General features: G+C 47.1%; 25 protein-coding genes. 19 read left to right on the top strand and 6 right to left on the bottom strand.

Going from position 1 to position 24227, the window contains the following annotated elements:
- Positions 1 to 26: 26 nt before the first annotated feature.
- Positions 27 to 251 carry a hypothetical protein gene (locus OU814_RS09855; protein WP_268182358.1) on the bottom strand — a complete coding sequence of 75 codons (225 nt, stop codon included), beginning with the start codon at positions 249 to 251 and terminating at the stop codon, positions 27 to 29.
- A 93-nt stretch (positions 252 to 344) separates the two neighbouring features.
- Here OU814_RS09855 and OU814_RS09850 point away from each other — a divergent pair, with 93 nt between their 5' ends.
- From OU814_RS09850 to OU814_RS09840, 3 genes are all read left to right on the top strand, one after another.
- Entirely contained in the window at positions 345 to 935 is a 591-nt protein-coding gene (locus OU814_RS09850) for a helix-turn-helix domain-containing protein (protein WP_268182356.1), read from the top strand.
- A 31-nt stretch (positions 936 to 966) separates the two neighbouring features.
- Positions 967 to 1554, top strand: coding sequence for a Uma2 family endonuclease (locus tag OU814_RS09845; protein ID WP_017285764.1), 588 nt, complete (start codon positions 967 to 969; stop codon positions 1552 to 1554).
- A gap of 112 nt (positions 1555 to 1666) precedes the next feature.
- On the top strand, positions 1667 to 2209 hold the full coding sequence (locus OU814_RS09840) for a Dps family protein (RefSeq protein ID WP_017285763.1): 543 nt from the start codon (positions 1667 to 1669) through the stop codon (positions 2207 to 2209).
- Between the two features lie 57 nt (positions 2210 to 2266).
- Here OU814_RS09840 and OU814_RS09835 read toward each other — a convergent pair whose 3' ends face one another.
- Entirely contained in the window at positions 2267 to 3766 is a 1500-nt protein-coding gene (locus tag OU814_RS09835) for a phytoene desaturase family protein (RefSeq protein WP_268182352.1), read from the bottom strand.
- Positions 3767 to 3902: 136 nt separating this feature from the next.
- On the bottom strand, positions 3903 to 4490 hold the full coding sequence (locus OU814_RS09830; RefSeq protein WP_268182350.1) for a Uma2 family endonuclease: 588 nt from the start codon (positions 4488 to 4490) through the stop codon (positions 3903 to 3905).
- Positions 4491 to 4657: 167 nt separating this feature from the next.
- On the opposite strand from OU814_RS09830, the gene fxsT reads away from it, so the two are divergent.
- Positions 4658 to 7642 (top strand): FxSxx-COOH system tetratricopeptide repeat protein, encoded by a 2985-nt coding sequence (fxsT, locus tag OU814_RS09825; RefSeq protein ID WP_268182348.1) that lies wholly within the window; start codon positions 4658 to 4660, stop codon positions 7640 to 7642.
- Here the strand turns inward: fxsT and OU814_RS09820 are convergent.
- Entirely contained in the window at positions 7626 to 7871 is a 246-nt protein-coding gene (locus OU814_RS09820) for a hypothetical protein (RefSeq protein WP_268182346.1), read from the bottom strand. The genes fxsT and OU814_RS09820 overlap by 17 nt on opposite strands.
- A 2-nt stretch (positions 7872 to 7873) precedes the next feature.
- Here OU814_RS09820 and OU814_RS09815 point away from each other — a divergent pair, with 2 nt between their 5' ends.
- The 9 genes from OU814_RS09815 to menB all read left to right on the top strand — a co-directional run bounded on the left by OU814_RS09815 (position 7874) and on the right by menB (position 15307).
- Entirely contained in the window at positions 7874 to 8092 is a 219-nt protein-coding gene (locus tag OU814_RS09815; RefSeq protein WP_268182343.1) for a hypothetical protein, read from the top strand.
- A 3-nt stretch (positions 8093 to 8095) separates the two neighbouring features.
- On the top strand, positions 8096 to 8437 hold the full coding sequence (locus OU814_RS09810; protein ID WP_268182341.1) for a type II toxin-antitoxin system PemK/MazF family toxin: 342 nt from the start codon (positions 8096 to 8098) through the stop codon (positions 8435 to 8437).
- A 152-nt stretch (positions 8438 to 8589) separates the two neighbouring features.
- Positions 8590 to 8802: a hypothetical protein gene (locus tag OU814_RS09805; protein WP_268182339.1), complete on the top strand. Its 213-nt coding sequence runs from the start codon at positions 8590 to 8592 to the stop codon at positions 8800 to 8802.
- A gap of 16 nt (positions 8803 to 8818) precedes the next feature.
- Positions 8819 to 9100: a type II toxin-antitoxin system RelE family toxin gene (locus OU814_RS09800; protein ID WP_268182337.1), complete on the top strand. Its 282-nt coding sequence runs from the start codon at positions 8819 to 8821 to the stop codon at positions 9098 to 9100.
- 134 nt (positions 9101 to 9234) lie between these two features.
- Positions 9235 to 10611: a cytochrome P450 gene (locus OU814_RS09795; protein ID WP_268182335.1), complete on the top strand. Its 1377-nt coding sequence runs from the start codon at positions 9235 to 9237 to the stop codon at positions 10609 to 10611.
- 109 nt (positions 10612 to 10720) lie between these two features.
- A complete protein-coding gene (locus OU814_RS09790) occupies positions 10721 to 12103 on the top strand; it encodes an isochorismate synthase (protein WP_268182333.1) in 1383 nt (460 codons plus the stop codon).
- Entirely contained in the window at positions 12100 to 12777 is a 678-nt protein-coding gene (locus OU814_RS09785; RefSeq protein WP_017285752.1) for a Uma2 family endonuclease, read from the top strand. The genes OU814_RS09790 and OU814_RS09785 overlap by 4 nt, the downstream gene beginning before the upstream one ends.
- The gene (gene menD, locus OU814_RS09780) at positions 12774 to 14477 is read left to right on the top strand and encodes a 2-succinyl-5-enolpyruvyl-6-hydroxy-3-cyclohexene-1-carboxylic-acid synthase (protein ID WP_268182330.1); all 1704 of its coding nucleotides are present in this window, start codon (positions 12774 to 12776) and stop codon (positions 14475 to 14477) included. Before OU814_RS09785 ends, menD begins: the two co-directional genes overlap by 4 nt.
- Complete coding sequence (gene menB, locus OU814_RS09775) at positions 14474 to 15307, top strand: 1,4-dihydroxy-2-naphthoyl-CoA synthase (RefSeq protein ID WP_017285750.1); 834 nt, start codon at positions 14474 to 14476, stop codon at positions 15305 to 15307. The genes menD and menB overlap by 4 nt, the downstream gene beginning before the upstream one ends.
- 184 nt (positions 15308 to 15491) lie before the next feature.
- On the opposite strand, the gene OU814_RS09770 is transcribed toward menB, so the two are convergent.
- A complete protein-coding gene (locus OU814_RS09770; RefSeq protein WP_268182329.1) occupies positions 15492 to 16394 on the bottom strand; it encodes an ADP-ribosylglycohydrolase family protein in 903 nt (300 codons plus the stop codon).
- A gap of 192 nt (positions 16395 to 16586) precedes the next feature.
- On the opposite strand from OU814_RS09770, the gene OU814_RS09765 reads away from it, so the two are divergent.
- Both OU814_RS09765 and OU814_RS09760 read left to right on the top strand, forming a co-directional pair.
- A complete protein-coding gene (locus OU814_RS09765; protein ID WP_268182326.1) occupies positions 16587 to 16997 on the top strand; it encodes a XisH family protein in 411 nt (136 codons plus the stop codon).
- A complete protein-coding gene (locus OU814_RS09760; protein WP_017285747.1) occupies positions 16988 to 17341 on the top strand; it encodes a XisI protein in 354 nt (117 codons plus the stop codon). The genes OU814_RS09765 and OU814_RS09760 overlap by 10 nt, the downstream gene beginning before the upstream one ends.
- A 135-nt stretch (positions 17342 to 17476) precedes the next feature.
- On the opposite strand, the gene pdhA is transcribed toward OU814_RS09760, so the two are convergent.
- Entirely contained in the window at positions 17477 to 18508 is a 1032-nt protein-coding gene (gene pdhA / locus OU814_RS09755; protein WP_268182322.1) for a pyruvate dehydrogenase (acetyl-transferring) E1 component subunit alpha, read from the bottom strand.
- 347 nt (positions 18509 to 18855) lie between these two features.
- Between pdhA and OU814_RS09750 the strand changes: the two genes are divergently transcribed.
- The 4 genes from OU814_RS09750 (at position 18856) to OU814_RS09735 (ending at position 24195) form a co-directional block, all read left to right on the top strand.
- Positions 18856 to 20943: an IMS domain-containing protein gene (locus OU814_RS09750; protein ID WP_268182319.1), complete on the top strand. Its 2088-nt coding sequence runs from the start codon at positions 18856 to 18858 to the stop codon at positions 20941 to 20943.
- A gap of 64 nt (positions 20944 to 21007) precedes the next feature.
- Positions 21008 to 22009, top strand: a complete 1002-nt coding sequence (locus OU814_RS09745; protein ID WP_017285744.1) for an AEC family transporter — start codon at positions 21008 to 21010, stop codon at positions 22007 to 22009.
- An 80-nt stretch (positions 22010 to 22089) separates the two neighbouring features.
- Positions 22090 to 22854, top strand: a complete 765-nt coding sequence (locus OU814_RS09740) for a response regulator transcription factor (RefSeq protein WP_017285743.1) — start codon at positions 22090 to 22092, stop codon at positions 22852 to 22854.
- Between the two features lie 54 nt (positions 22855 to 22908).
- Entirely contained in the window at positions 22909 to 24195 is a 1287-nt protein-coding gene (locus OU814_RS09735) for a sensor histidine kinase (protein ID WP_190650965.1), read from the top strand.
- The last annotated feature ends 32 nt before the right edge of the window (positions 24196 to 24227 follow it).

Below are 24227 nucleotides of genomic sequence, written 5' to 3'. Positions count from 1 at the left end.
GCTTCTAACTTCCTATCTCGTACTGCTCAATCTTGCTCAACTGCAAACTCAATGTCTTCAGGTGTTACCCCCTCATCAAGTGTCGCTTTTACGACTAAAACTCCATTCACATACTCAAATAAATCCTCGTCTGCAACATAGTGACTCTCTGACTTATGCTGCAAATCCTGAATAAATCCCATCACCTGCACACAATCTTCTTCGCTCAGATTGGCGATCGCATTCTGCAAAGATTCCTTGATTGGCGACATGATATCTACTAATACGCATACTCTCTATTCTAACAAAATTCTCATGAGATCGCGCTGCTGGTAAAGTTGAGACAATCTGGTATTTTTGCTGTCATGGACTACACACCGCAAATTCGAGAACTGATGCGATTGCGTCAAATCAAAACCTTTCGCGAATTACGCGATCGCACAGGCATCTCTGAGAAACAGTTACTCAAACTCCGCAAAGGCGAACTTCAACAATTAAAGCTCGAAACCCTCACACAGTTTGCGACAAAGTTAGAGTTGAGCCTAGCAGATTTACTAGCACTGTTCGAGCTAATCCCATCGTTGCAAAAAGAATACGATCGACTCAAAGCACAGCTATCTGAACAGCGAGAAACTTTACTACAAGAGTTCCAGCAATCGAGCCTACAAACTTTAGAACCGTGGTTACTGCAATGGTCTGCTGCTGCTTATGCGGCGCAGCAAAATCCGCAAGCGCCTGCGGTGAAGCTTTTACCCTTAGTTCGTCCGATTGAACAGCTTTTACAAAACTGGGGAATTGAGCAAAGCGCGATCGTCGGTTCTGAAATTCCATACGACCCGCAGCAGCATCAATTGATGGGCGGCATGGCTGAAGCTGGTGATCTAGTTCGAGTGAGATATGCAGGATATCGGCAAGGAGAACGATTGCTCTATCGTGCCAAAGTCAGTCCCGTATAATAAAACTACTCTCGTTGGGAATGTCGATCGTATGATTCTGCAAACTTCAAAACGTGATTACACCCCCGAAGAATACCTGGAATTTGAAATTCACTCAGAGGAACGGCATGAGTACATTGACGGTGAGATTGTTCTAATGACAGGTGGACTTCCGAATCACAATAAAATTGCTGGAAATCTTTACATCGCATTAAGCATTGACCTCAAGCGAAAACCGTATGAGATCTACATTACGGATCAGCGACTTTGGATTCCGAAGAAACGTATCTATACCTATCCCGATGTCATGGTCATGCCGCAACCCATTCAATATCAGGAAGGTCGGCGCGATACTTTGATTAATCCTATTTTTGTTGCAGAAGTTCTATCAAAATCCACTCGGAGCTATGACCGGGAGGAAAAGTTTGAAGCTTATCAAACGATCGCACAATTCCAAGAGTACCTGCTCATCGATCAGTACAAAGTTCAGATTGAGCATCGAATTAAAGACGATAACGGCATTTGGACGACCACAACTTATGAAGATGAGAATTTAGCGGTTTCGTTGAACTCTGTGCCTTGTCAGTTCGTGATTGCAGACTTATACGACAAAGTTGATTTTAGCGCTGACCAAGAATAAACCGCTCTCAAGGATGGGATTCTCGATCGCTGCCTTCTTTCCTGCGACTGATGCTGTTCTCGGTGGAATTTGGTGAACTAGTCAAGGAAACCGAAGATAAAGAGTAATTGCCATGCGTAAGATTAATATTGGTTTGTCGGATGAACAGCGTCAAGGCGTTTGTGAACTGTTGAATCGTGATTTGGCAGACATGAATCTGCTATTGATCAAAACAAAGAAATATCATTGGGATGTGACTGGTCCTGAGTTTCGATCGCTACACCAAATCTGGGAAGAGCAATATACTATTCTGAATGAATCGATCGACCAAGCGGCTGAACGGATTCGCGCTTTGGGTGAGTACCCTGTCGGAACCGCTGCTGGTTTTATCCAATATTCGTCGATTAAGGAACATACTGGTGACGTTCCTTCTTCTTCTCAAATGGTGATCAACCTAGTAGACGATCACGAGCAAATTATTCGCAATTTGCGTCAGCACATTGATCAGTGTTCTGAAGATTTCCATGATGAAGGAACGGCTGATTTTCTCACCGGATTGATGGAAGGACATGAGGAAATGGCTTGGATGTTGAGATCGTTCGTTCAAGGTAAGCGCGTTGAGTCTGATAATGAAACGCCGAACGAAGTCAAATTCCCAGCAGGTGTTGCAAAGTAGTTCGCAAATTTGAGTGAACTTCCTAGTCAAATACCCAGTGCGAGAGTGCTGGGTATTTTATTGGATTTGTTTCAAGAGGTCTAAATGCTTCCGAACAGGTGCGATCGTATTTGCGGCAATCATTCCACTTGCTGCTACCGCAGGTAATCCAATTCCCGGAAAAGTTGAATCACCACAGCAGAGCAAGCCTGAAATGGGAGTTAAAGCACTAGGAAATAATCCATCTGTTGCCCGAATTGCTGCGCCATAAGTTCCGCGATGTCGGCGGAGAAATCTTTCGTGTGTTAAGGGGGTTCCAACTAAAGCGAGTTCGGTTCTCGATCGAATATCGGGTATCACCCTCTCCAAAGCTTTCCACATCACTTCGGCTCGCTGTTGTTTGAGTTCTGGATAAGAGTCGCACTTCTCCCAAATCTCATAAGGCTCATTTCCGGGAGTATAAACATGAATTGCATGTTTCCCAGTTGGAGCAAGAGAAGGATCGAGTAGAGATGGAATCGAAATTAACACAACATTCTGCGGTGCTGTGATGCCTAAGCTCCAATCATTGACCACAATGTGGTGGCAAGCTAAATGATCTAAACCTTGCCCATCAATTCCTAAGTGCAAGTGCATAAAACTATCACACTGCGGCGTATCTTGGCGCTGCTGAGTAAATTTAGGATGGTTGACGAGCTTCAAAGTATCCCAGATTGAGGCGTTGGAGATCACATAGCTTGAATGCAGTTCTTCTCCATTTCGCAACTTGACTCCCACTGCTTTTTGATTTTCAACTAAGACTTTCTCAATGTGAGCATTGAGGCGAATCTTGCCGCCGAACTTTTTCAAGCCTCGAACTAAAGCATCAACGATCGTGCCACTTCCACCTTTTGGATAGTCAAGCTGCACATTCGGGCGATACCAATCTGCAAACATAAAAGCGACTTCAGCCGCATTGGTACTATCGGCAGGTAATCCTGATAGTAAAAAGCAAAGTAAATCCATCCAGTTGCGAATAAATGGATCACTCACAACTTTATCCATGACAGGCGAAAACGCTCCTGTAATTTGAGAAAGTCCGATCGCATTTTGCAGCATCTTAGGAAGATATTGTCCAACACTCAGTAAGGCTCCAAAATCATATCGAACAGCAGCAGGTGGAAGCGCGATCGCAGCTTTTGCCAAAGGAGCCATGACTTGTTGTAATTTTTTCCACTCAGCGACCGCATTTTCGCCTCGGAGTTGCTGTAAAACCTCACAGAACTGTTCTGTGCCGACTTGGGTATCAAACGTGCCTTCAGGCAGACAACAGCCCCAAGTGTCGTAATTCAACCATTCGATATCTTCGTTGATCGCATCTAAAACTTGCCGCAACGGATTCGGAGATGGACTGTAAGACATGCCTGAATAGAGCGACGGGCCTGAATCAAATTTGAAGCCATTGCGCTCAAATCCGTGAGCGGCTCCCCCTGCGATCGCATGACTTTCGCAAACTAAAACATCATAGCCATATTTTGCCAAAATCGCCGCACAGCTTAAGCCCCCGATTCCGCTTCCAATGACGATCGCATCTACCATTTTGCACTTCCAATCTTCAAATCTCATTGTAGAGGACGAGATCGTATACCAATCTCCAGCACGTCGTTCTATCTGAAAATGAGATTGCTTTGGTTTTGAGATGGAGCGATAGCACTTTGAAGGAGAATGATCCAGTTTACTCCTCGATAAATCGATCGACCTGTAGCTCAAATCCAGGTAAAACTGTTTCGCCTGAGAGTAGAGTGGGGAGCGATCGTACTTCTTTTTCCTGTCCTTGCCGATAGATCTCGACTTGTTGATCTTGGGGATTGAGCAACCAACTGAGCCGGACTCCGCTTTCGAGATATTCCTGCATTTTTTCTTGCAAAGTTGTGAGATTATCAGTCGCCGATCGCAATTCGATGACAAAATCTGGAGCAATGGGCGGAAATTTCTTGCGTTGTTCTGGGGTGAGGGCTTGCCATCGAGACAATTCGACCCAGGCTGCATCAGGAGAGCGGCTCCCACCGTTAGGAAGCTTGAAAATCGTTGAAGAACTAAAGACTTTTCCGAGTTGAGTTTGGCGATTCCAGTTTCCTAAATCAATGATGTAATCTGCTTCTCTCTCACCGCTTTCTCCACCAACGGGGGGCATAACAATCAAGGCTCCTTTTGCGTTCTGCTCAATGTTCCATTCGGGGTTGTTGATGCAGAGTTGATAAAATTGCTCATCGGTGAGATGAACGTGCTGGAGATCTAGCTTTAGAGGAAGAGTGAGTTCCATGTTGGGTGTCTCCGTTGCAGAATTGAAAATCGAAAGGGACGATCGCGGGTTGAGCAAGCGTTTCTTTTATCGTACTGCTGCCATTGTGAGATGAAACGCGGATGCTTTGCGGAAACCATTGGGTTCTGTAAGTATAAAAGAGATATCCCCCGTTCAGAATTTTTTAGATGAGTCCTGAAACGCCTGTTGATTTTTTCATCAGCTACAATCACCACGATCGAGGATTTGCAGAATGGATTGCCTGGATTCTTGAAGCGGAAAGATACCGCGTTGTGATTCAGGCATGGGACTTTGGCGCAGGTGGGAATTTTGTTCTCGATATGCAAAAAGCGGCATCGGAGGCGAAACGAACGATCGCGGTGTTGTCGAAGCATTCTCTGGAGTCGGGGTATGTGCAAGCAGAATGGGCAGCGGCGTTTGCAAAAGATCCAATGGGGATGGAACGATCGCTGATTCCGATTCGGGTGGGGGAATGTACGCCACAGGGATTGTGGGCGCAGATTGTCTATGTGGATTTGGTGGGGGTGGAGGAGGCAGAGGCGGAAGAACGGGTAGTGCAGGCGGCAAATCGAGCCGTGACGAAGGAGCGGGGGAAGCCTTCCGAGAAGCCGGAGTATCCTCGATCGCAGATTGAATCGAAGCCTGTTTATCCGCCGAGTATTCCAGAGAATTTGCCGCGTTTGAGTGATGTGTTTGTTGGGAGAGCGGAAGATCTCGAAAAGCTGCATGAGCAGGTGAAGACTGGAAAGCCGACTGCAATTTCGGCGATCGCGGGAATGGGGGGAATTGGTAAGACGGAATTGGCGGCGCAATATGCAAGTCAGCAGCGAGATTTGGGGGTTTATCCGGGGGGTGTTTTGTGGTTGAGTGCAAGAACGGATCTGGGTAAGCAAATTATTGAGTTTGCGCGGGGTCAGTTGCAGCTAAATATTCCAGAGGATGTTGAGCCTGAGAGGAAGGTGCAGGACATCTGGAAGCAATGGCAGCAGAAAGAGACTCTGATTGTGCTGGATGATGTGAAAGATTATGGGGCGATTCGACGGTTTCTGCCGCCACAGCGATCGTATTTTAAGGTTTTGCTGACGACGCGATCGCGCTTTGGATCTCCGGTGCAAAATTACGAAATCAAGGTGCTGAGTGAGGCGGCATCGTTGGAGTTGTTGAGGTCGCTGGTGGGGGATGGGCGAATTGATCAGGATTTGGATACGGCGAAGCGGGTGTGTGAGTGGTTGGGCTATTTGCCGTTGGGATTGGAGCTAGTGGGGCGGTATTTGGCGCGAAAGCAGGGAACCTCGATCGCGAAACTGTGGGAACGATTGCAAGCGCAACGGTTGGCGGCGAAAGCGTTACTAGAAGCTGAATCAGGGATGACTGCAACTTTGGGTGTGGTGGCAGCGTTTGAGTTGAGTTGGCAAGAGTTGAACGAGGACGCGCAGCGATTGGCGATGTGCTTGAGTTTGTTTGCTTTGGCTGAGATTCCTTGGTCGCTGGTGCAGGCTTGTCTACCGGATGCGGATGAAGAAGAATTGGAAGATTTACGAGATCAACAGTTAGTCAATCTGAGTTTGCTGAGTTTTGAGCGGGATGGGATGTATCAGATCCATCAGTTGTTGCGAGAGTTTTTTGCGGTGAAGCGATCGACGATGCTAGAAGAGGAGGCGATGAAGCGATCGTTTTGTGCGGTGATGAGCGCGATTGCAGATCAAATGCCGAGCGATTGGACACTTTCATCGATCGAGCAATTTTCAGCCACGATTCCACATCTGAAGGAAGCAACGACGACACTGGCACCTTGGCTGGTAGACGATGATATCTATAAACCTGCAACTCGACTGGGTCAGTTTTATCAGGGACAGGCAGCGTTTGCGGAAGCGGAGGAATGGTATCTGCATTGTCGATCGATCTCGACTCAACGACTTGGAGAATCGCATCCCAATGTGGCAACGAGTCTGAACAATTTGGCAGCACTCTACGAATCGCAAGGACGCTATGAGGAAGCCGAACCGCTCTTGATCCAAGCCCTGGAATTAATGCGATCGCTGCTGGGAGAATCGCATCCCGACGTGGCAACGAGTCTGAACAATTTGGCAGGACTCTACCGTTCGCAAGGACGCTATGAGGAAGCCGAACCGCTCTATCTCCAAGCCCTGGAATTAAGACGATCGCTGCTGGGAGAATCGCATCCCGATGTGGCAAGTAGTCTGAACAATTTGGCAACACTCTACTATTTGCAAGGACGTTATGAGGAAGCCGAACCGCTGTATGTCCAAGCTTTGGAATTAAGACGAACACTGCTGGGAGAATCGCATCCCGATGTGGCAAGTAGTCTGAACAATTTGGCAGGACTCTACCGTTTGCAAGGACGTTATGAGGAAGCCGAACCGCTGTATGTCCAAGCTTTGGAATTAAGCCGAACACTGCTGGGAGAATCGCATCCCAATGTGGCATTGAGTCTGAACAATTTGGCAGGACTCTACTATTTGCAAGGACGTTATGAGGAAGCCGAACCGCTGTATGTCCAAGCTTTGGAATTAAGCCGAACACTGCTGGGAGAATCGCATCCCGACGTGGCAACGAGTCTGAACAATTTGGCAGCACTCTACGAATCGCAAGGACGTTATGAGGAAGCCGAACCGCTGTATGTCCAAGCTTTGGAATTAAGACGAACACTGCTGGGAGAATCGCATCCCAATGTGGCAACGAGTCTGAACAATTTGGCATTACTCTACGAATCGCAAGGACGTTATGAGGAAGCCGAACCGCTGTATCTCCAAGCTTTGGAATTAAGCCGAACACTGCTGGGAGAATCGCATCCCAATGTGGCAACGAGTCTGAACAATTTGGCATTACTCTACGAATCGCAAGGACGTTATGAGGAAGCCGAACCGCTCTATGTCCAAGCGCTGGAATTAAGCCGAACACTGCTGGGAGAATCGCATCCCGATGTGGCATTGAGTCTGAACAATTTGGCATTACTCTACAAATCGCAAGGACGGTATGAGGAAGCCGAACCGCTCTATATGCGATCGTTAGCAATTAGTGAACGTGCTTTAGGAGTTTCTCATCCAACAACCATGACTATCCGCCAAAATTATTCAACCTGCCTCAAGTCAATGGTGTCGGCTTTCAATTTATCTACATCAATTCTCTAACAAATTCTTCGTAGAGAATCGAACATCCGAACTCTCCGATATCCGACAACACGATCGATCCTTCAAGAGCTACAAAGTGCATCAGACGAGGGTTGATTTTGGATTGGGAAAAGAGCGTTGGAGTTGCTTGCTGGACAGTTCGTAGTGCAAAGTCGATCGAACTTTCTAGGCAGCAAAGCGATCGGACAAATCTTGCCAGTACAATCAAATCAGACGCGATCGGAGACACTCATGAAAGCATACGAATTTCCAGCCCACATCACCGCCGATGGAAAACTAGAACTCCCCGAAGCCGTATTACCAAGCGAACTCAACAATCAAGCCGTTAGAATCATCGTCTTAACGAACGACACAGATCCCGCCTCAGAACCGACCCAATGGCAAAACCTCACCGCAACCCAATTCTTAGCTGGGTATGACTCCATTGATGCCATTTACGATGAGATCTAAGCAATGCCCACTTATTCATCCGGTGAAGTTCTCCTACTCTCATTTCCCTTCACCAACACCACAGAAGTAAAACGACGACCCGCCCTTGTCCTGCTTGACACCGGAGACAACGATCTTTTAGTTGCCCGCATCACTGGACAACTCAACCAAACCCCTTTCGATCTTGAACTTCAAGAATGGCAGCAAGCAGGCTTGAGAATACCCTCGATCGTTCGGCTTCACAAACTTGCAACCCTAGATAAAAAATTAGTCCAGCAATCACTCGGAACCCTAACGGCTTCAGATTTTCAGCAAATGCAAACCAAACTGCAAGTCTTAATCCAGTCGATCCACTCAATAGCCTGATATTTTCAGCCAGCAATCTTAGAGCAACGATCGCATATCCAAGCAAAAGTAACCGCGATCGCCCATTCTCAAGGCAATCTGCGATCGTGACAAAACTAGAAATAGACTAAAATTGAGCGAACGGACACCCAAGAGCGATCGCGCATCATCGTATGGAAAGCAATGAGCTAAAACAACTAGTGAAAGAGAGCCTAAGAGAAGTGCTTCGAGAAGAACGCCTCAAACTCTGCCAAGTTCTCATCCCCTACGTCAGTGACAAAGAGATGCAAGAAATCCAAACCAAACTCGGTTCACCTGCTGAACACAAAACCACAGAATTTATCAACATGACCGACTGGGTAAAGAATAGAACTCGTCCTCAGTAAAGCCTCAATCAAATTCTTGGAAAAACTCTCTGCCAAAGAAACCGAAAAACTCCAAGACAGACTGGCATACCTCTTGCAATCGATTGAAGCTGAAGGAATCATTCCCTTCAATGAGTTGGACATCAAGAGTCTGAAAGGAGACTGGAAAGGATTCTTCAGGATGCAAGCGGGAAAAGTCAGAGTCATTTTCACGATCGATACCGAAGCAGACGAATTGCAAGTCTACGACATCGACTTTCGAGGCAACATCTACAAACCCTTATCTCTTGGTGCAACTCGCACTCGCTTAGAAATTTAAAGTACGCGACTGCTGTATGGAGCGATCGCCCTCAGCGCAATTGATGTTTTTCGGTTTGTGTCTCATTGAGTAGAGGATGAGATTTGAATTGAAGAATTCCGTACACTAGAAACGTGTGTGCATTGCAATTTGCTATGACGTTGCCGATCGGTTCTTCCACTCCTGCTCTCTTTCAAACGCTGTCACTGGTCGCCGACCCGATCGCATTCTTCGATCGACAATCCGCTCAGTATGGCGATACGTTCACTACAAGAGTTCTCGGCTTAAATTCTCCGCCTGTCGTGTTTCTCAGCCATCCTGATGCGATTCAGGCTGTATTTACGACTTTGGCAGATGCGTTTGAGTTTGGCAAAGTGACCGATATCTTTCGTCCCTTAGTTGGGAATGAATCGCTGATCATGCAAGAAGGTGCAAGACATCAACGCCAAAGACAGTTATTAATGCCTGCTTTGCATCGCGAACAGTTGCATAGTCAGGGGCATTTAATTTGTCAGTTGGCGCAGAAGCGCATGATCGACTGGAATGTGGGAGAAACGATCGCTCTGCGGTCTGAAATGTCAGAAATTTCGCTGCAAGTGATTCTACAAGTTGTGTTTGGACTGGTTCCAGGCGCGAGATATGAGCGATTAAAACAGTTACTAGCTCAATTGCTCGAAGCGATTACTTCGCCGCTGTATTCGACTCAATTCTTTTTCCCCATCTTGCAGCAAAACCTGGGAGATTGGAGTCCTTGGGGCAAATTTCTCGACCAAATGGCTCAGATTGATGAATTGATTTATGCCGAAATTCGCGATCGACGTTCTCATTCTCTACAAAATCGTACCGATATTCTCTCTGTGCTCATGACAGCACGAGACGAACAAGGCGAATCAATGGACGATCAAGAATTGCGAGATCAGTTAATGACCTTGTTATTGCTTGGACATGAAACGACAGCATCGGCGTTGACTTGGGCGTTTTATTGGCTGCATCGAAATCCAAATTGTCTCGATCGCTTACGGCAAGAATTAGACGAATTCGGCGAAAATCCCGATCCGATCGTTCTTTCTCAGGCTCCCTATCTGACGGCAGTGTGTAAGGAAGCATTGCGAATTTACCCGATCGCGCTGATTTCCCAACCTCGAAAAGTCAAGCGAACGATTGAAATCGAAGGCTACACTTACGAGCCAGGAACCGTTTTGATTCCCAGCATTTATTTGGCACACCGCAGAGAAGCAACTTACGAGCAGGCGGATCAATTTAAGCCGGAGCGGTTCTTAGAACGGAAATTTTCGGCTTATGAGTATTTGCCATTTGGCGGTGGAAGTCGCAGTTGTGTCGGAATGGCGTTATCAATGTTCGAGATGAAACTGGTTCTGGCAACGGTTCTATCTTGGTATGAGTTTGAATCGACGTTGAACCGAGAGATTCGACCTGCAAGACGTGGAATTACGTTTGTGCCACCGGATTCATTCCAGTTGAAAGTGGTGCGAGATCGTGCCATCATCCCCGAATTGATTCACAATCCTTAACAGAAAAAGCGGATTTTACGTTACATAAATCATCAATTGGAAATCGGAAAACCCAAATCCCGTAAGATCGGCTTGAGCATTATAAAAGCCATGTTTGGGATAGTTTGTTATGCCTGCGATCCAGTATCAGCTTCATCCAAAACCTGATTCTAAAGATCTTTATCAATTTCTTCTCAGGTGTAAACAATCTACTCATCAAGGTGTTGCGAGTATTTCGATTAATGTTGAAGAAATCGACCTACTTGCCGTTCTCAATAGTTTTGTAAAGCCGGATCAAAAGCATTTCTATTTTGAAAACCACGGTGCAGTTTTAGCATTTGATACTGCATTACAGTTTGAAGCCGAAGGCAGCGATCGCTTTTATCAAATCAAATCATTTATCGAAACAACGAGGGAAAAATCCTATCAAATCGGTGATCTAGATTCTGAATTTTCTGGTATTCATTTTTTCTGTAATTTCTCATTCTTTGATCAGACGAGCGATCGCCTATTTCCTGCTGCAAGTGTGTTCGTTCCGGCTTGGCAAATTTCTCGCAACAAAGGTCGATCGACGATCGTTGCCAATCTAGAAATCTCAGAATCTTTCGATCCAACAACTGCGACAGACGAAGTTTTAAGCACGATTCAGCGAATTCGCAATGTTAAAGTGATTCGCCTCGCCCTTGATATTCCCAAACCTTTTTTCAATCAAAATCCTGTTTCAGACCGCTTTCAAAAATCCGTCACGGCTGCATTGAAACTCATTCAATCCAAGCATTTTCAAAAAATCGTTTTAGCTGATGCGCTAGATATCACTTCACCATTGCCCTTTAATTTAGTTTCATCCTTAAGCAATTTACGATCGCGCTATCCAAATTGTTATGTGTTCTCAGCAAGTAATGGCAAAGGGGCAACGTTTATCGGTGCAACTCCAGAGCGACTGGTCAAAATTGAGAACGATCGCTTATTTACAGTTGCTCTCGCTGGCTCAGTTCCCCGTGGCAAAACTCGCGCCGAAGATGCTCGTCTCTCAGCGACTTTACTCAGCCGCCAAAAGGAAAAACATGAACATCAAGTGGTGATTGACTCGATCGCACAACATCTGAGAAATTTAGGACTCACACCACAATTTTCACCTCCAAGCCTCTTACAACTCCCAAACATTCAGCATTTACAAACTCCGATTCGTGCCACGATTCCATCCGATTTACATCTCTTAGATGCCGTTGCAGAATTGCACCCCACGCCAGCTGTCGCAGGCGCACCGAAGCTGATTGCGTGTGAGCATTTGAAATCATTCGAGCCATTTGAGCGATCGTGGTACGCAGCTCCGATTGGCTGGATGGATCATCATGGCAATGGCGAATTTGCGGTTGGAATCCGGTCTTGTATTTTGCAAGGAAATCAAGCTCGACTCTTCGCAGGCGCGGGAATTGTGGCAGGATCAGATCCAGAGAAGGAATTCGCTGAAGTTCAACTCAAACTGCAAGCCTTGTTGAATGCCCTAACATGAACACTCCTTTGAGCAAAATTCCACCTTTGGAAAACGGCGATCGCTTATCCCGCCCAGAATTCGAGCGACGATACAGCGCTGATCCCCGAATCAAAAAAGCTGAACTCATCGAAGGAATTGTATACGTGGCTTCTCCCTTACGATTTGAACCCCATGCCGAACCTCATAGCGATATGAACGGTTGGCTGTATACCTACATTGTTTCTACTCCTGGCGTTCGTCTGGGTGATACTCCTACAGTTCGCCTGGATTTAGATAATGAGCCTCAACCTGACTTAGTTTTATTCATTGATCCATCCTGCGGAGGCAGAATTACGATCGACAAAGATCGCTATTTATCAGGTGCTCCTGAGCTAGTAGTTGAAATTGCAGCCAGTAGTGCGTCGATCGACACTGGAACGAAAAAGCAAGTTTATCGTCGAAATGGTGTGCAAGAGTATATCGTCTGGCAATCGTTTGAAAATAAATTGGACTGGGTTGAATTGATAGATGCGGAATATCAGCCAATTTTGCCAGATGAACAAGGAATCATGCGATCGCGAGTTTTTCCTGGACTATGGCTCAAAGCTGATGCCCTTTTAAGCGGAGATAGGCTTGCAGTTGTTCAAACCGTTCAAGCTGGTGTGCAATCTCCAGAACATCAAGCCTTTGTAGAAGCACTGCGATCGAGATGAACTTAGATTTTCGGAATATCAATACCTTGTGGGCATCGGTGCTCGTTGAGACATTAGCTCGATCAGGATTAAAAACAGCAATTATCTGTCCCGGTTCTCGATCGACTCCTCTAACTGTTGCTTTTGCTAGACATCCAGACATTGAAGCGATTCCGATTTTAGATGAGAGATCGGCTTCTTTTTTCGCTTTAGGAATTGCTCGAAGAACGCATCAGCCTGTTGTTTTAGTCTGTACTTCCGGATCAGCCGGAGCTAACTTTTTTCCTGCTGTAGTCGAAGCCAGAGAAAGTCGAGTTCCTTTGCTAGTCTTAACCGCAGATCGCCCGCCAGAGTTGAGAAATTGCAATGCAGGACAAGCGATCGATCAACAAAAACTCTTCGGCTCATTCACAAATTTCTACACTGAAATTACAATTCCAGAACTATCACTCCTGTCATATTTAAGACAGACCGTTCTGAATGCGATCGAGCAAACTCAATATCCGATCGCGGGCGTTGTGCATTTGAACATGCCCTTTCGAGAACCACTAGCACCGATTGAACAATCAGGAATGCCGTCTCAATTGCCTGCTAATTTCTTCGAGCATATTTCCCATTCAAAGTCCCCCACAAGTGGGGGATTTAGGGGGCTTCCTGACGACCTTGTTACCCAAAGAGGCATCATCATTGCAGGAGTCGCTCAGCCTAAAAATCCAAAGCAATATTGCCAAGCGATCGCACATCTCTCAAAATCTCTCTCCATGCCCGTTTTTGCGGAAGCGCTCTCTCCACTTCGGAACTACGCAAGCTTCAATCCGTATCTGATTTCAACTTACGACACCATTCTCAGAAACAAAGAACTCGCCAAAACCCTTGCGCCTGAAGTTGTCATCCGAATTGGCGAAATGCCAACTAGTAAAGAGGTGCGACTCTGGCTTGAGCAAATTCAACCCTTGCAATACGCCCTTGATCCGAGCGATCGCAGTCTTGACCCGCTGCATAGCAGAACCATTCACATTCGCTTGTCGATCGAAGATCTCCAATCCGTTCAAACTCTACCCGTCACCGACTTTCTCAAAGATTGGCTCGCAGCAGAATCTAAAATGCGTCAAATCATTGACCAAAGCCTTGCTGAAGAAACTGCCTTATTTGAGGGCAAATCTGCTTGGCTTCTGTCTCAAACACTTCCGCCTGATATTCCTCTTTTTATTGCAAGCAGTATGCCTGTGCGCGATGCTGAATTCTTCTGGAAGCCTGGAGATTTAAGGATTCAACCCTTTTTCAACCGAGGCGCGAACGGTATTGATGGCACACTGTCTACTGCATTGGGAATTGCTCATCATCAGACTGCCGTGATGCTCACTGGAGATTTAGCGCTCCTACATGATACAAATGGATTTTTAATGCGATCGCAGTTCAAAGGACATTTAACGATCGTGCTGATTAACAACAACGGTGGCGGAATCTTCGGAATGCTTCCGATTGCACCGTTTGATCCGCCCTTTGAAGAATTTTTTGCAACGCCCCAAAACATAGATTTCTCTAAACTCTGTCAAACATACGACGTAAAACATGAAATCATCGAAACTTGGGATCAATTGCGCGATCGCTTAAATCCTCTCCCACCTGATGGTATTCGAGTTCTAGAACTCAGAACCGATCGCCATCACGATGCCAACTGGCGCAAAACCAAACTAAAACACTTTGCGAATTTACTATGACTCTGGACTGGACACCTGTTAAAGACTACGAAGATATCCTCTATCACAAAGCCGACGGCATCGCCAAAATCACCATCAATCGCCCTCACAAACGCAACGCTTTCCGCCCTAAAACGATCGTCGAACTCTACGACGCATTTGCCAATGCCCGCGAAGATTCCCGCATTGGAGTGATCCTCTTCACAGGCGCAGGACCTCACACTGATGGCAAATATGCCTTCTGTTCTGGTGGAGATCAAAGCGTTCGCGGTCATGCGGGCTACGTTGATGAAGCAGGCGTACCGAGATTAAATGTTCTCGACTTACAGCGATTGATTCGATCGATGCCAAAAGCGATCATTGCTTTGGTTGCGGGATATGCGATAGGGGGTGGTCATGTCTTGCATTTGCTCTGTGATTTGACGATCGCGGCTGATAATGCAGTTTTTGGTCAAACAGGGCCAAAGGTTGGCAGCTTCGATGGTGGATTTGGCGCAAGCTACATGGCTCGAATTGTAGGACAGAAAAAAGCTCGCGAAATCTGGTACCTCTGCCGTCAATACAATGCTCAAGAAGCTCTAGACATGGGACTTGTCAATACTGTTGTCCCCGTTGAACAACTTGAAGCAGAAGGGATTCAGTGGGCACAGGAAATTTTGGAGAAAAGCCCGATCGCAATTCGCTGCCTGAAAGCTGCCTTAAATGCTGATTGTGACGGACAAGCTGGACTTCAAGAACTCGCTGGAAACGCAACGATGCTCTACTACATGACCGAAGAAGGCTCCGAAGGTAAACAAGCTTTTCTAGAAAAACGCAAACCTGACTTTCGCAAATATCCCTGGCTACCTTAAGCAATTCTCACCGTGATTTCAGGCATTGGTACTCAAGGTTTACAGTAGTATCCGTGCCTGCTGTAGAAATGTTGATGTCGTCTCCTCGACCAGAAACTGAAGCTAGCTATCGTTCCCAATTATCCACCGCAGACAGTTTTGAATTCTAACCAATCATCTCTTTGCGAGCGGTGTGTGTTGAGGCTTATGTCGCAGCAGTTTGTAACTGATCAGCAAGCTTAGTAATTTCATCGCGCATCGTCAGTTTTCTAAGCCAATCGATCGGGATACCCGATTCTCCGTAATACGCTCCAGCAACTTGCCCACAAATAGCAGCGGTTGTATCTGCATCATCGCCCAAGTTAGTCGCTGTAAGGATTGCTTGTTCATAAGTTTCTGTTGTCCAGAAACACCAAAGTGCAGCTTCTAAACTCTCGACAACATATCCTGTGCCACGTATATCATTGACTTGTTTACTTTGATACTCCCCACGAGCAATCGATTGAATGGATGGAGATGTAATTATTTCTCGATCATTCCCAAAAAGAATCTCTGTTTTGCTAGCTCCTGAGAGTGCGCGGAACAGGATGTCTCCAAACAAACGACTTGCCTCAATACACTCTGGTGCACCATGTGTTGTTCGAGAACTCTCACCGGAAAAATGTAGAATGCGATCGCGGTCTGAGAAATAAAACATGGGGATAGGTGCAAGTCTCATCAAACAACCATTTCCGGCAGACCGTGGACTCGTGGAACCGCTAAATGGATTGCCAGAGGTTTTGTATTGATGCAAGGCTTGACAGACTGTGTTACCAATGTCAAAGCAGTCACCAGTACTGCTCAGATAACCGTTCTCATACCAATTGCAGTAACGATGCATTTGATCGATCGCATCAAATGCACCAACCTCGACGAGACTAGTCGCCAGGCATAACGCCATTGATGTATCGTCAGTCCATTGACCAGGCTTGAGGTTAAATGGGCCTCCGCCGACCATATCTGTTACAGGAGAGAAAGAGCCACGACGCTGAAATTCAACCGTTGTGCCTACAGCATCGCCTGCAGCTAGTCCTAACAGACACCCTCGAAATCGTTCTGATCGATTCATAGAAATTTACTGTGTTTTATAGTCTGCGACTAGACTCATATCTGATGATTCTAACCGAGAGATTTAATTTCATATCCCTACTGTTTACCTCGTGCTGGATCGAGATCGCAGTTTCTAGCCCATGTAGAGATCATGCTCGTTTTTTGAATCAGAGCTTATCTACAATGAGAAGAGAATGAGCTTAGAAGTCTAATGGCAAAAGATCGATTTCATCAAGTTGTAAGAACTGCCCTAGAAAAGGAAGGGTGGAACATTACAGATGATCCTTACGAGATCAATGTGGATGATGTCGATTTTGAAATTGATTTAGCTGCCGAACAACTCCTTGCCGCAGAACGAGAAGGACGAAAGATTGCAGTAGAAGTCAAAAGTTTCATCAGTCCATCCAATGTTGGAGAGTTTCATACTGCTTTGGGGCAGTTTCTGAATTATCGGGACGCACTGACACAAATTGAACCCGATCGACGGCTTTACCTTGCAGTACGCGAGCCAATTTACACCACTTTCTTTCAGAGAAGATTTATCGTTTCAGCAGTTGAACGGTATCAACTTCGCTTGGTAATTTATGACGTACAACAGGAGGTCTTTACACAATGGCTGTAGAGCAATATCGCCAATACATTCGTCAGTTACTTTCTGAACGTCGATCGCGTGCTTCTCGACCTCGAAATGCTCAGGAGTACGAAGTCCAAACTTTATTTGATACAGAACAGGATCACTATCAACTGCTCTATGTGGGCTGGCGGGGTACACGTCGAGATTTTGGCTGCATTCTACATCTAGATATTAAAGATGGAAAGATTTGGATTCAGCATGATGGAACAGAGGAAGGAATTGCAAATCGACTGGTCGAGCTAGGTGTTCCAAAGCAAGATATCATCCTGGCGTTTCATGAACCTGAAATTCGTCAATATACGGATTTTGGAACAGGTGAGGCTGTGGCTTAAGAGACTCTCTCGTTTTCATCAGCTACAGCCACAAAGATGTTGCTTTCCGCACTTCTCAACTTCCAATTCCTAAAAGCCCTTGCGATTTCAATAAATTAATAAAAAAGGTCGATCCTAAGACCGACCTCAACTCGATTAATCCTCAGCAAAGATGTACTTATAAAGTTCACTCGGATCAGGTTCAGGACTCTCTAACCCAAACTTCACCGCATCCTCGACAACAGCTTGTACCTTCTTCTCGATGTCCTTCAATTCCGACTGCGTTACCAAACTCTGCTCAATCAGATAAGCCGAAAGCTTCTTCAACGGATCACGCGCTAACCAAGCTTCTTTCTCTTCTTTCGATCGCAGTTCATCTGGATCAGCCAGCGAGTGTCCTCTAAATCGATATGTCAAACACTCAATCAAAGTCGGCCCTTCTCCAGCCCGTGCCCGTCTCACCGCTTCTTGAGCCACGCCCCGAACCGCTAGCACATCCATGCCATCGACTTCGTAACCCGGCATCCCAAAGACACTCGCCTTTTTGTAAATTTCAGTCTGAGAACTGGCTCGATCGTGTGCCATGCCGATCGCCCACTTATTATTCTCGACCACGAAAATAATCGGCAACTTCCACAACGCTGCCATATTCAGACATTCAAAGAACTGACCATTATTCGTTGTGCCATCGCCGAAAAAGCAAGCCGTAACTTGATCCGCACTCTCATCACCCAGCACTTCACGCCGATACTTAGACTGGAATGCTGCCCCAGTCGCAACGGGAATGCCTTCTCCGATAAACGCAAATCCGCCGAGTAACCGATGCTCTGCTGAAAACAAGTGCATAGAACCGCCACGACCCTTACTACAGCCCGTCGCCTTGCCAAACAGCTCGGCCATCACCTCGCGAGCCGGAACCCCGCAACTGAGTGCATGAACGTGATCCCGATACGTACTACAGACATAGTCTTCGCTCTGGCGCATCGCTCGGATTACACCCGTCGAAACCGCCTCTTGTCCGTTATATAAGTGAACGAACCCGAACATCTTGCCGCGATAGTACATTTCGGCGCACTTATCTTCAAAGAAGCGACCGAGAACCATATCTTCATATAGCATCAAGCCTTCCTCGCGAGTCACTTGCGCGGGAACGGTCTGGAATGCGGGAAATGCTCTTTCTTGAACCATGAGAATCCATTAACCTCGCTGCAATACTCGACCCGAAAGTAATTGAAAACTGCGCCTAAGATTGCGCGCCATTCTGAATAATCTAATCTAAAATACCTTCCTGATGTATCAAAGATCAAATGCTCAAACCGGAAACGTATCAGACACAGAGGCAGATTTTAACAAATTTCAAGAATTATTTAACTTGAAGTGGTTCCATCTCTCTATAGATGAGATTATTGTTAGGATCACCTTTTAAAGTTACGCACCCGGAAGCTACCGACTTTGCATCTACAGGGTATGATGGCTGTCAACTTGAACGTCATCTTCTCAATCTTTACTCGATACCACTGCTGGGGACGTGAACCGTGCGTATACCGCTCGACTACTACCGAATTTTAGGTCTGCCGATGCAAGCGACGGCAGACCAACTGAAGCAAGCTCATCGCGATCGCACTTTACAACTCCCGCGCCGCGAGTACTCGGAAGCTGCCATTGCCACGCGCCGCAGCCTTTTAGATCAAGCTTATGCGGTGTTGTCTGATCCAGAGCAGCGTAAACAAGTAGACGAAACGCTACTCAGTACTCAGTACGAATCAGACAGCGATGCGATCACGATCGAGATTGACGATCAGCAACTCATTGGCGGATTGCTGATTCTCCAAGAGCTGGGTGAATATGAATTAGTTCTGAAGATCGGTCGTCCTTACCTCAGTAGCGGAACTGCAACGATTAAAGATGGGCGCTTTGGTGATCCCCGGATTGTATTATCAGATATCGTCTTGACGATCGCGCTTGCGTGTCTCGAACTGGGTCGGGAGCAATGGCAACAAGGACAGTATGAAAGTGCCGCCGAAGCGCTGGAAACTGGGCAAGAATTGCTGTTACGAGAAGGCTTGTTTGCGGGAGTGCGGGGTGAGATTCAGTCTGATTTGTATAAACTGCGACCCTACCGGATTTTGGAACTCTTAGCGCTGCCGGAAAGTGAGGCGAACGATCGTCAGCACGGATTGCGCTTATTGAAAGACATGCTGCGAGAACGGGGCGGCATTGATGGAACCGGAAACGATCAGTCTGGGTTAAGCATTGATGACTTTTTGCGGTTCATTCAACAATTGCGCGGTTATTTGAGTGCGGAAGAACAACAAGCCCTGTTTGAAGAAGAATCGCGTCGTCCTTCAGCTGTCGCAACTTATCTAGCCGTATACTCGCTGTTAGCCAGAGGATTTGCTGAGCATCAGCCTGCCTTGATTCGCCGTGCCAAAGGGATGTTATCGCGGCTGGGCAGTCGGCAAGATGTCCATTTAGAGCAATCGGTCTGTGCCTTACTGCTCGGTCAAACTGAAGAAGCGAGCCGAGTCCTCGAACTGTCTCAAGAATATGAGCCGCTCGCCTTTATTCGTGAAAATTCCCAGGGTGCTCCGGATCTATTGCCCGGACTGTGCCTTTATTCTGAACGGTGGCTTCAAGATGAAGTCTTTCCCCATTTCCGCGATCTAGCGAAGCGCGAAGCCTTGCTGAAAGAGTATTTTGCAGATGAGCAAGTGCAGGCTTATCTCGAAGAACTGCCCGCAGACGGTGAAGTTGTGGCGGATTGGTCTTTAGGAGAGCGCGGACTCCATCGCGAATTGATCTCAAGCGTTAGCCGCAATGGTCGATCGCGCAGTCAAACCTTCGTGACTGAAGAGAACTTGGGGGGCTATCGTTCTGCAACGGCAACGCTGACCGCTGAAACCGCTCCGCTGCCTGCGGCGGAAAGGTCTGCAAAACTCGGTTCAAATGGCGCAAGAACAAAGCCGCGATCGGAACGCCCTCGAAATGGTCGTCCTCGTCCGGCTCAAGCGCGCTTTCAAGCACCGGATCACGATGAATCCACTGCACCTCCTAGAGAAAGCCGTCGATCGCGCTGGTTGCTCCTTTTACTGGGAGTGGCGATGGCGATGGGGTTAGGGTTCCTGATGATTCGCGCACTCAGAGCCATTCTAAGTCCTGGCGCTCCAGCAGTGGATCCGCTGCTCGTACAGCTTGATCAGCCCATTGTGAACTTAAAACCCGCAGAACAGCCCGTTTCACTCACGGGAGAGATGAATGTCGCTCTGGCACAAACCGCGATCGAAACTTGGCTCAATGCAAAAAAAGCGGCAATGGGAAGCAATCATGACCCTAGCAAACTGACGCAAGTTTTAGCCGAGCCGAAGCTTGCAGAATGGCAACGTGCATCTGACGAAGCAAAACGCGAAAACCAGCACATTGAATACGATCATGCGGTGAAAGTAGACACGGTAGAGGTCAGCCCGACCGATCCGACTCAAGCGATCGCTAAAGCAACAGTGACAGAAGTTCGTAAATATTTTTCGCCGGGTCAGCCTGCCGAGACTCAGACCGATCGCGATATGACAGTCAGCTACACCCTTGTTCGTCAAGACAATCAGTGGAGAATTAAAACCTGGCAGTAATTTTTTGCCAAAAATGTCTCTCTTCTGACTGTACTAATTCCTTTCATGATCCGTTACGATAGCGATGGGAGTAGCGCCCAGTGGCGGAAAGGGCATGATCGGAAGTTTGGTTCACGCTTACACCCCCTTAATCCTTTGGACAGGGGTGGGAGCATTGTTGTTTCGTTTTTTACCAGAATCGTTTCCAAGATTCTTAGGTCGAAGTCTTTACTGGGTCGGTGTTCCTTGGCAGATCTTTGCCCTGGTACGAGAAACAGATTTTTCATCCAATATTGGGATTGTTCCCGCAGTGACGATCGCCACCCTCGGCACAGGGTTAACGATCGCGTGGCTTGCTTTGCGAATTTTGATTTGGCTCAAAACTCAAGTCAAACCCGCTTGGCTCGATAAAATTGAACCTTGGTTTCCGCCGCTTGACCGCGCTTCTCAAGGTACATTTGTGATCGCAGCGACGATCGGCAATACTGGGTTTGTTGGGTTAGGACTTATTCCGGCTTTGATTGGCGATGGAGATCTCAGTTGGGCTGTGTTTTTTAGCGTGACGCAAAATCTTGTGGGAACCTTTGGCGTTGGCGTTTTAGTCGCGAGTCACTATGGGCGATCGGAAACTCAAAGTACGCCTTTAACCTTGCTGCGTGACATTTTGACGGTTCCGACGTTATGGGCATTTGCGGCTGCTTATTTTACTCAGTCGATCGCATTTCCCAACTGGGCAGAAACGCTCTGCCAATCGTCGTTATTGTTTGTGATTCCTGCTTCTTTCCTGCTGATGGGGATGCGCTTGATTCAACTGAATGGAATTGATAGTCTGAAAGCAGCGGCTGTCCCGGTTGCCTTGAAAGCAGTCATTTTGCCAAGTTTAGTTGCGATCGCCGTTACCTTATTAGGACTGAATCACGATGCCCGGCTATCGTTAATCATCATGGCAGGCGTTCCCAGTGCCTTTGCCAGCTTGATTTTGGCAGAAGAATACAACTTAGATCACAACCTGGCAGCGAGTAGCATCGCCCTCAGTACGATCGCCATTCTGGTGACAATTCCGATCTGGCTGGTAATCAGTTATTAGAATCATAAAAAACTGTATAAATCCATACTAGATTCTGGATCAATGGTAGAATTTTGCCGACAAGTCGAGATGCACTTTATATGCCGACCCCGATTCTGACCGAATCCGCACCCATCTCACCCAAGCTTACGCTCGGACGCATTTTGGTTGTCGAAGACGAAGATTTAATTCGAGATACGATCGCGCTCACCCTTTCTGATGAAGGCTACGAAGTAACGACTGCTGTAGATGGGCAACAAGCATTAGCGCGATTACAAGCGGCGATGAATGCAGACCGTAGCAGCGAGACGGCTCTGCCTGACTTGATTATTTTGGATTTAATGCTGCCTTATATCAACGGATTAGATATTTGTCGTTGGATGCGACGCGAAGGCAGCAGCGTTCCCATTCTCATCCTCAGTGCCAAAGGCAGCGAGATGGATCGCGTTGTCGGACTCGAAGTCGGCGCGGATGACTATCTGACCAAGCCTTTTGGCATGCGGGAATTAGTCGCGCGCTGCCGTGCGCTCCTGCGTCGTCACCAGCAATTTCAGCCCGCTCAGACTGAGCCGACTCTGCAATATCAGGAAGTCACAATCTATCCGCAGGAATGCCGGGTGACCGTGCGTGGTGAAGTCGTGAACTTCTCTCCCAAAGAATTCAAACTGCTCGAACTGTTTCTGCGTCACCCCAAACGAGTTTGGTCACGAGATCAACTGCTCGAAAAAATCTGGGGACACGATTTTATTGGGGAAAGTAAAACAGTTGATGTTCATATTCGTTGGATTAGAGAAAAGCTAGAAATTGATCCGAGTAATCCGCAGTATTTAATCACAGTCAGAGGCTTTGGGTATCGATTCGGTTAAGCTAGGAGTCATGAGCACAACGCTCATAGTGAACTCTCGCCCCCTGTTTTGCCTGTGTCTGTTTTCTGGTTTCTGGCTGGACTTGCGATCGGAATTCTGCCACTGACGATTTACCGGAGTCATCTTAGTTCTCGCATTGACCAGTTGGCAAAGACGCTGCCGCCGGATGAGGCAAGCGTGGACTTATCGATCATGTCTCGATTGTCCATGCGGCTTGCACATGATCAAGCTCAGACGGAACAACTCGAACGCAAACTGGAAGTTTGGAAGCAGATTCTTTACCTGGCTCCCATCGGCTACTTGCAAGTCGATGAAGAGAATCAGTTGATTTGGTGCAATTCTGCGGCTGTGCAACTGTTGGGGATCAATCAGGGCGATGACTATGCTCCACGGCTATTGTTGGAGTTAGTGCGATCGTATGAACTGGATGCTCTGATCGAAAAAGCGCGGGAAAAAGGTCAACCCCATCAGCGCGAATGGCGATTTTATCCGGCTTCTGCCGATGCTGAAAACCTCTCTCAAGCGCGCTCAACTCCGCTGCGAGGGCTGGCTTTTCCACTTCAAGGTGGAGAAGTGGGTGTTTTCTTAGAAGACCGCCAAGAAGCGGTTACTCTATCGCAACAACGCGATCGCTGGACTTCTGATGTCGCCCATGAGCTTAAAACTCCCCTGACTTCGATTCGACTGGTTGCCGAAACCCTGCAATCTCGCATCGATCCCCCAAATCGTCAGTGGGTGGATCGCCTGCTCAATGAAACCTTGCGCTTAAGTCGTTTAGTTCAAGACTTGCTGGATCTGAGCCAACTGGATCTCAATCCGGCGCAGCGATTGAAGTTAAAGCAAACGGATCTCGTCACACTGATCAATGCTGCTTGGCAAAGCTTAGAACCGATCGCAAGTGAAAAACAAGTACAATTTTATTACAGTGGTCTAGCATCTGTGATCGTTCGCGCAGATGAGGCTCGAATGCACCGCGTTTTTCTCAACTTACTGGATAACAGCCTCAAGTACAGCCCAAACAAAGGGATCATTCGGATCGAAACCAGTGTAAACGACCAATCAGTTTCCCCCCAGATTCAAGTCGATCTCGTTGATGCTGGCGCAGGATTTCCTGAAGACGCTATCCCTCATATCTTTGAACGCTTTTATCGAGCTGATCCTTCCCGAGTTCGTTCGACTCAAGGGCGAGAAGCAATGCAGCCAACCAGCGGCAGTGGTTTGGGACTTGCGATTGTCCGACAAATCATTGAAGCCCATCAAGGCACTGTGCGTGCACAAAACCATCCTGAAACGGGAGGGGCATGGGTACAAGTCATTCTGCCCTATGAGCGAACTTCATAAATACTTATCGCTAAGTCGCAGCGGATTACGAA

Source organism: Leptolyngbya sp. GGD (assembly GCF_026735145.1).
Classification (GTDB): Bacteria; Cyanobacteriota; Cyanobacteriia; order Leptolyngbyales; family Leptolyngbyaceae; genus Leptolyngbya; species Leptolyngbya boryana.
The sequence above is the reverse complement of the archived record's forward strand: the minus strand, read 5'-3'. Positions and strand labels throughout refer to the sequence as shown.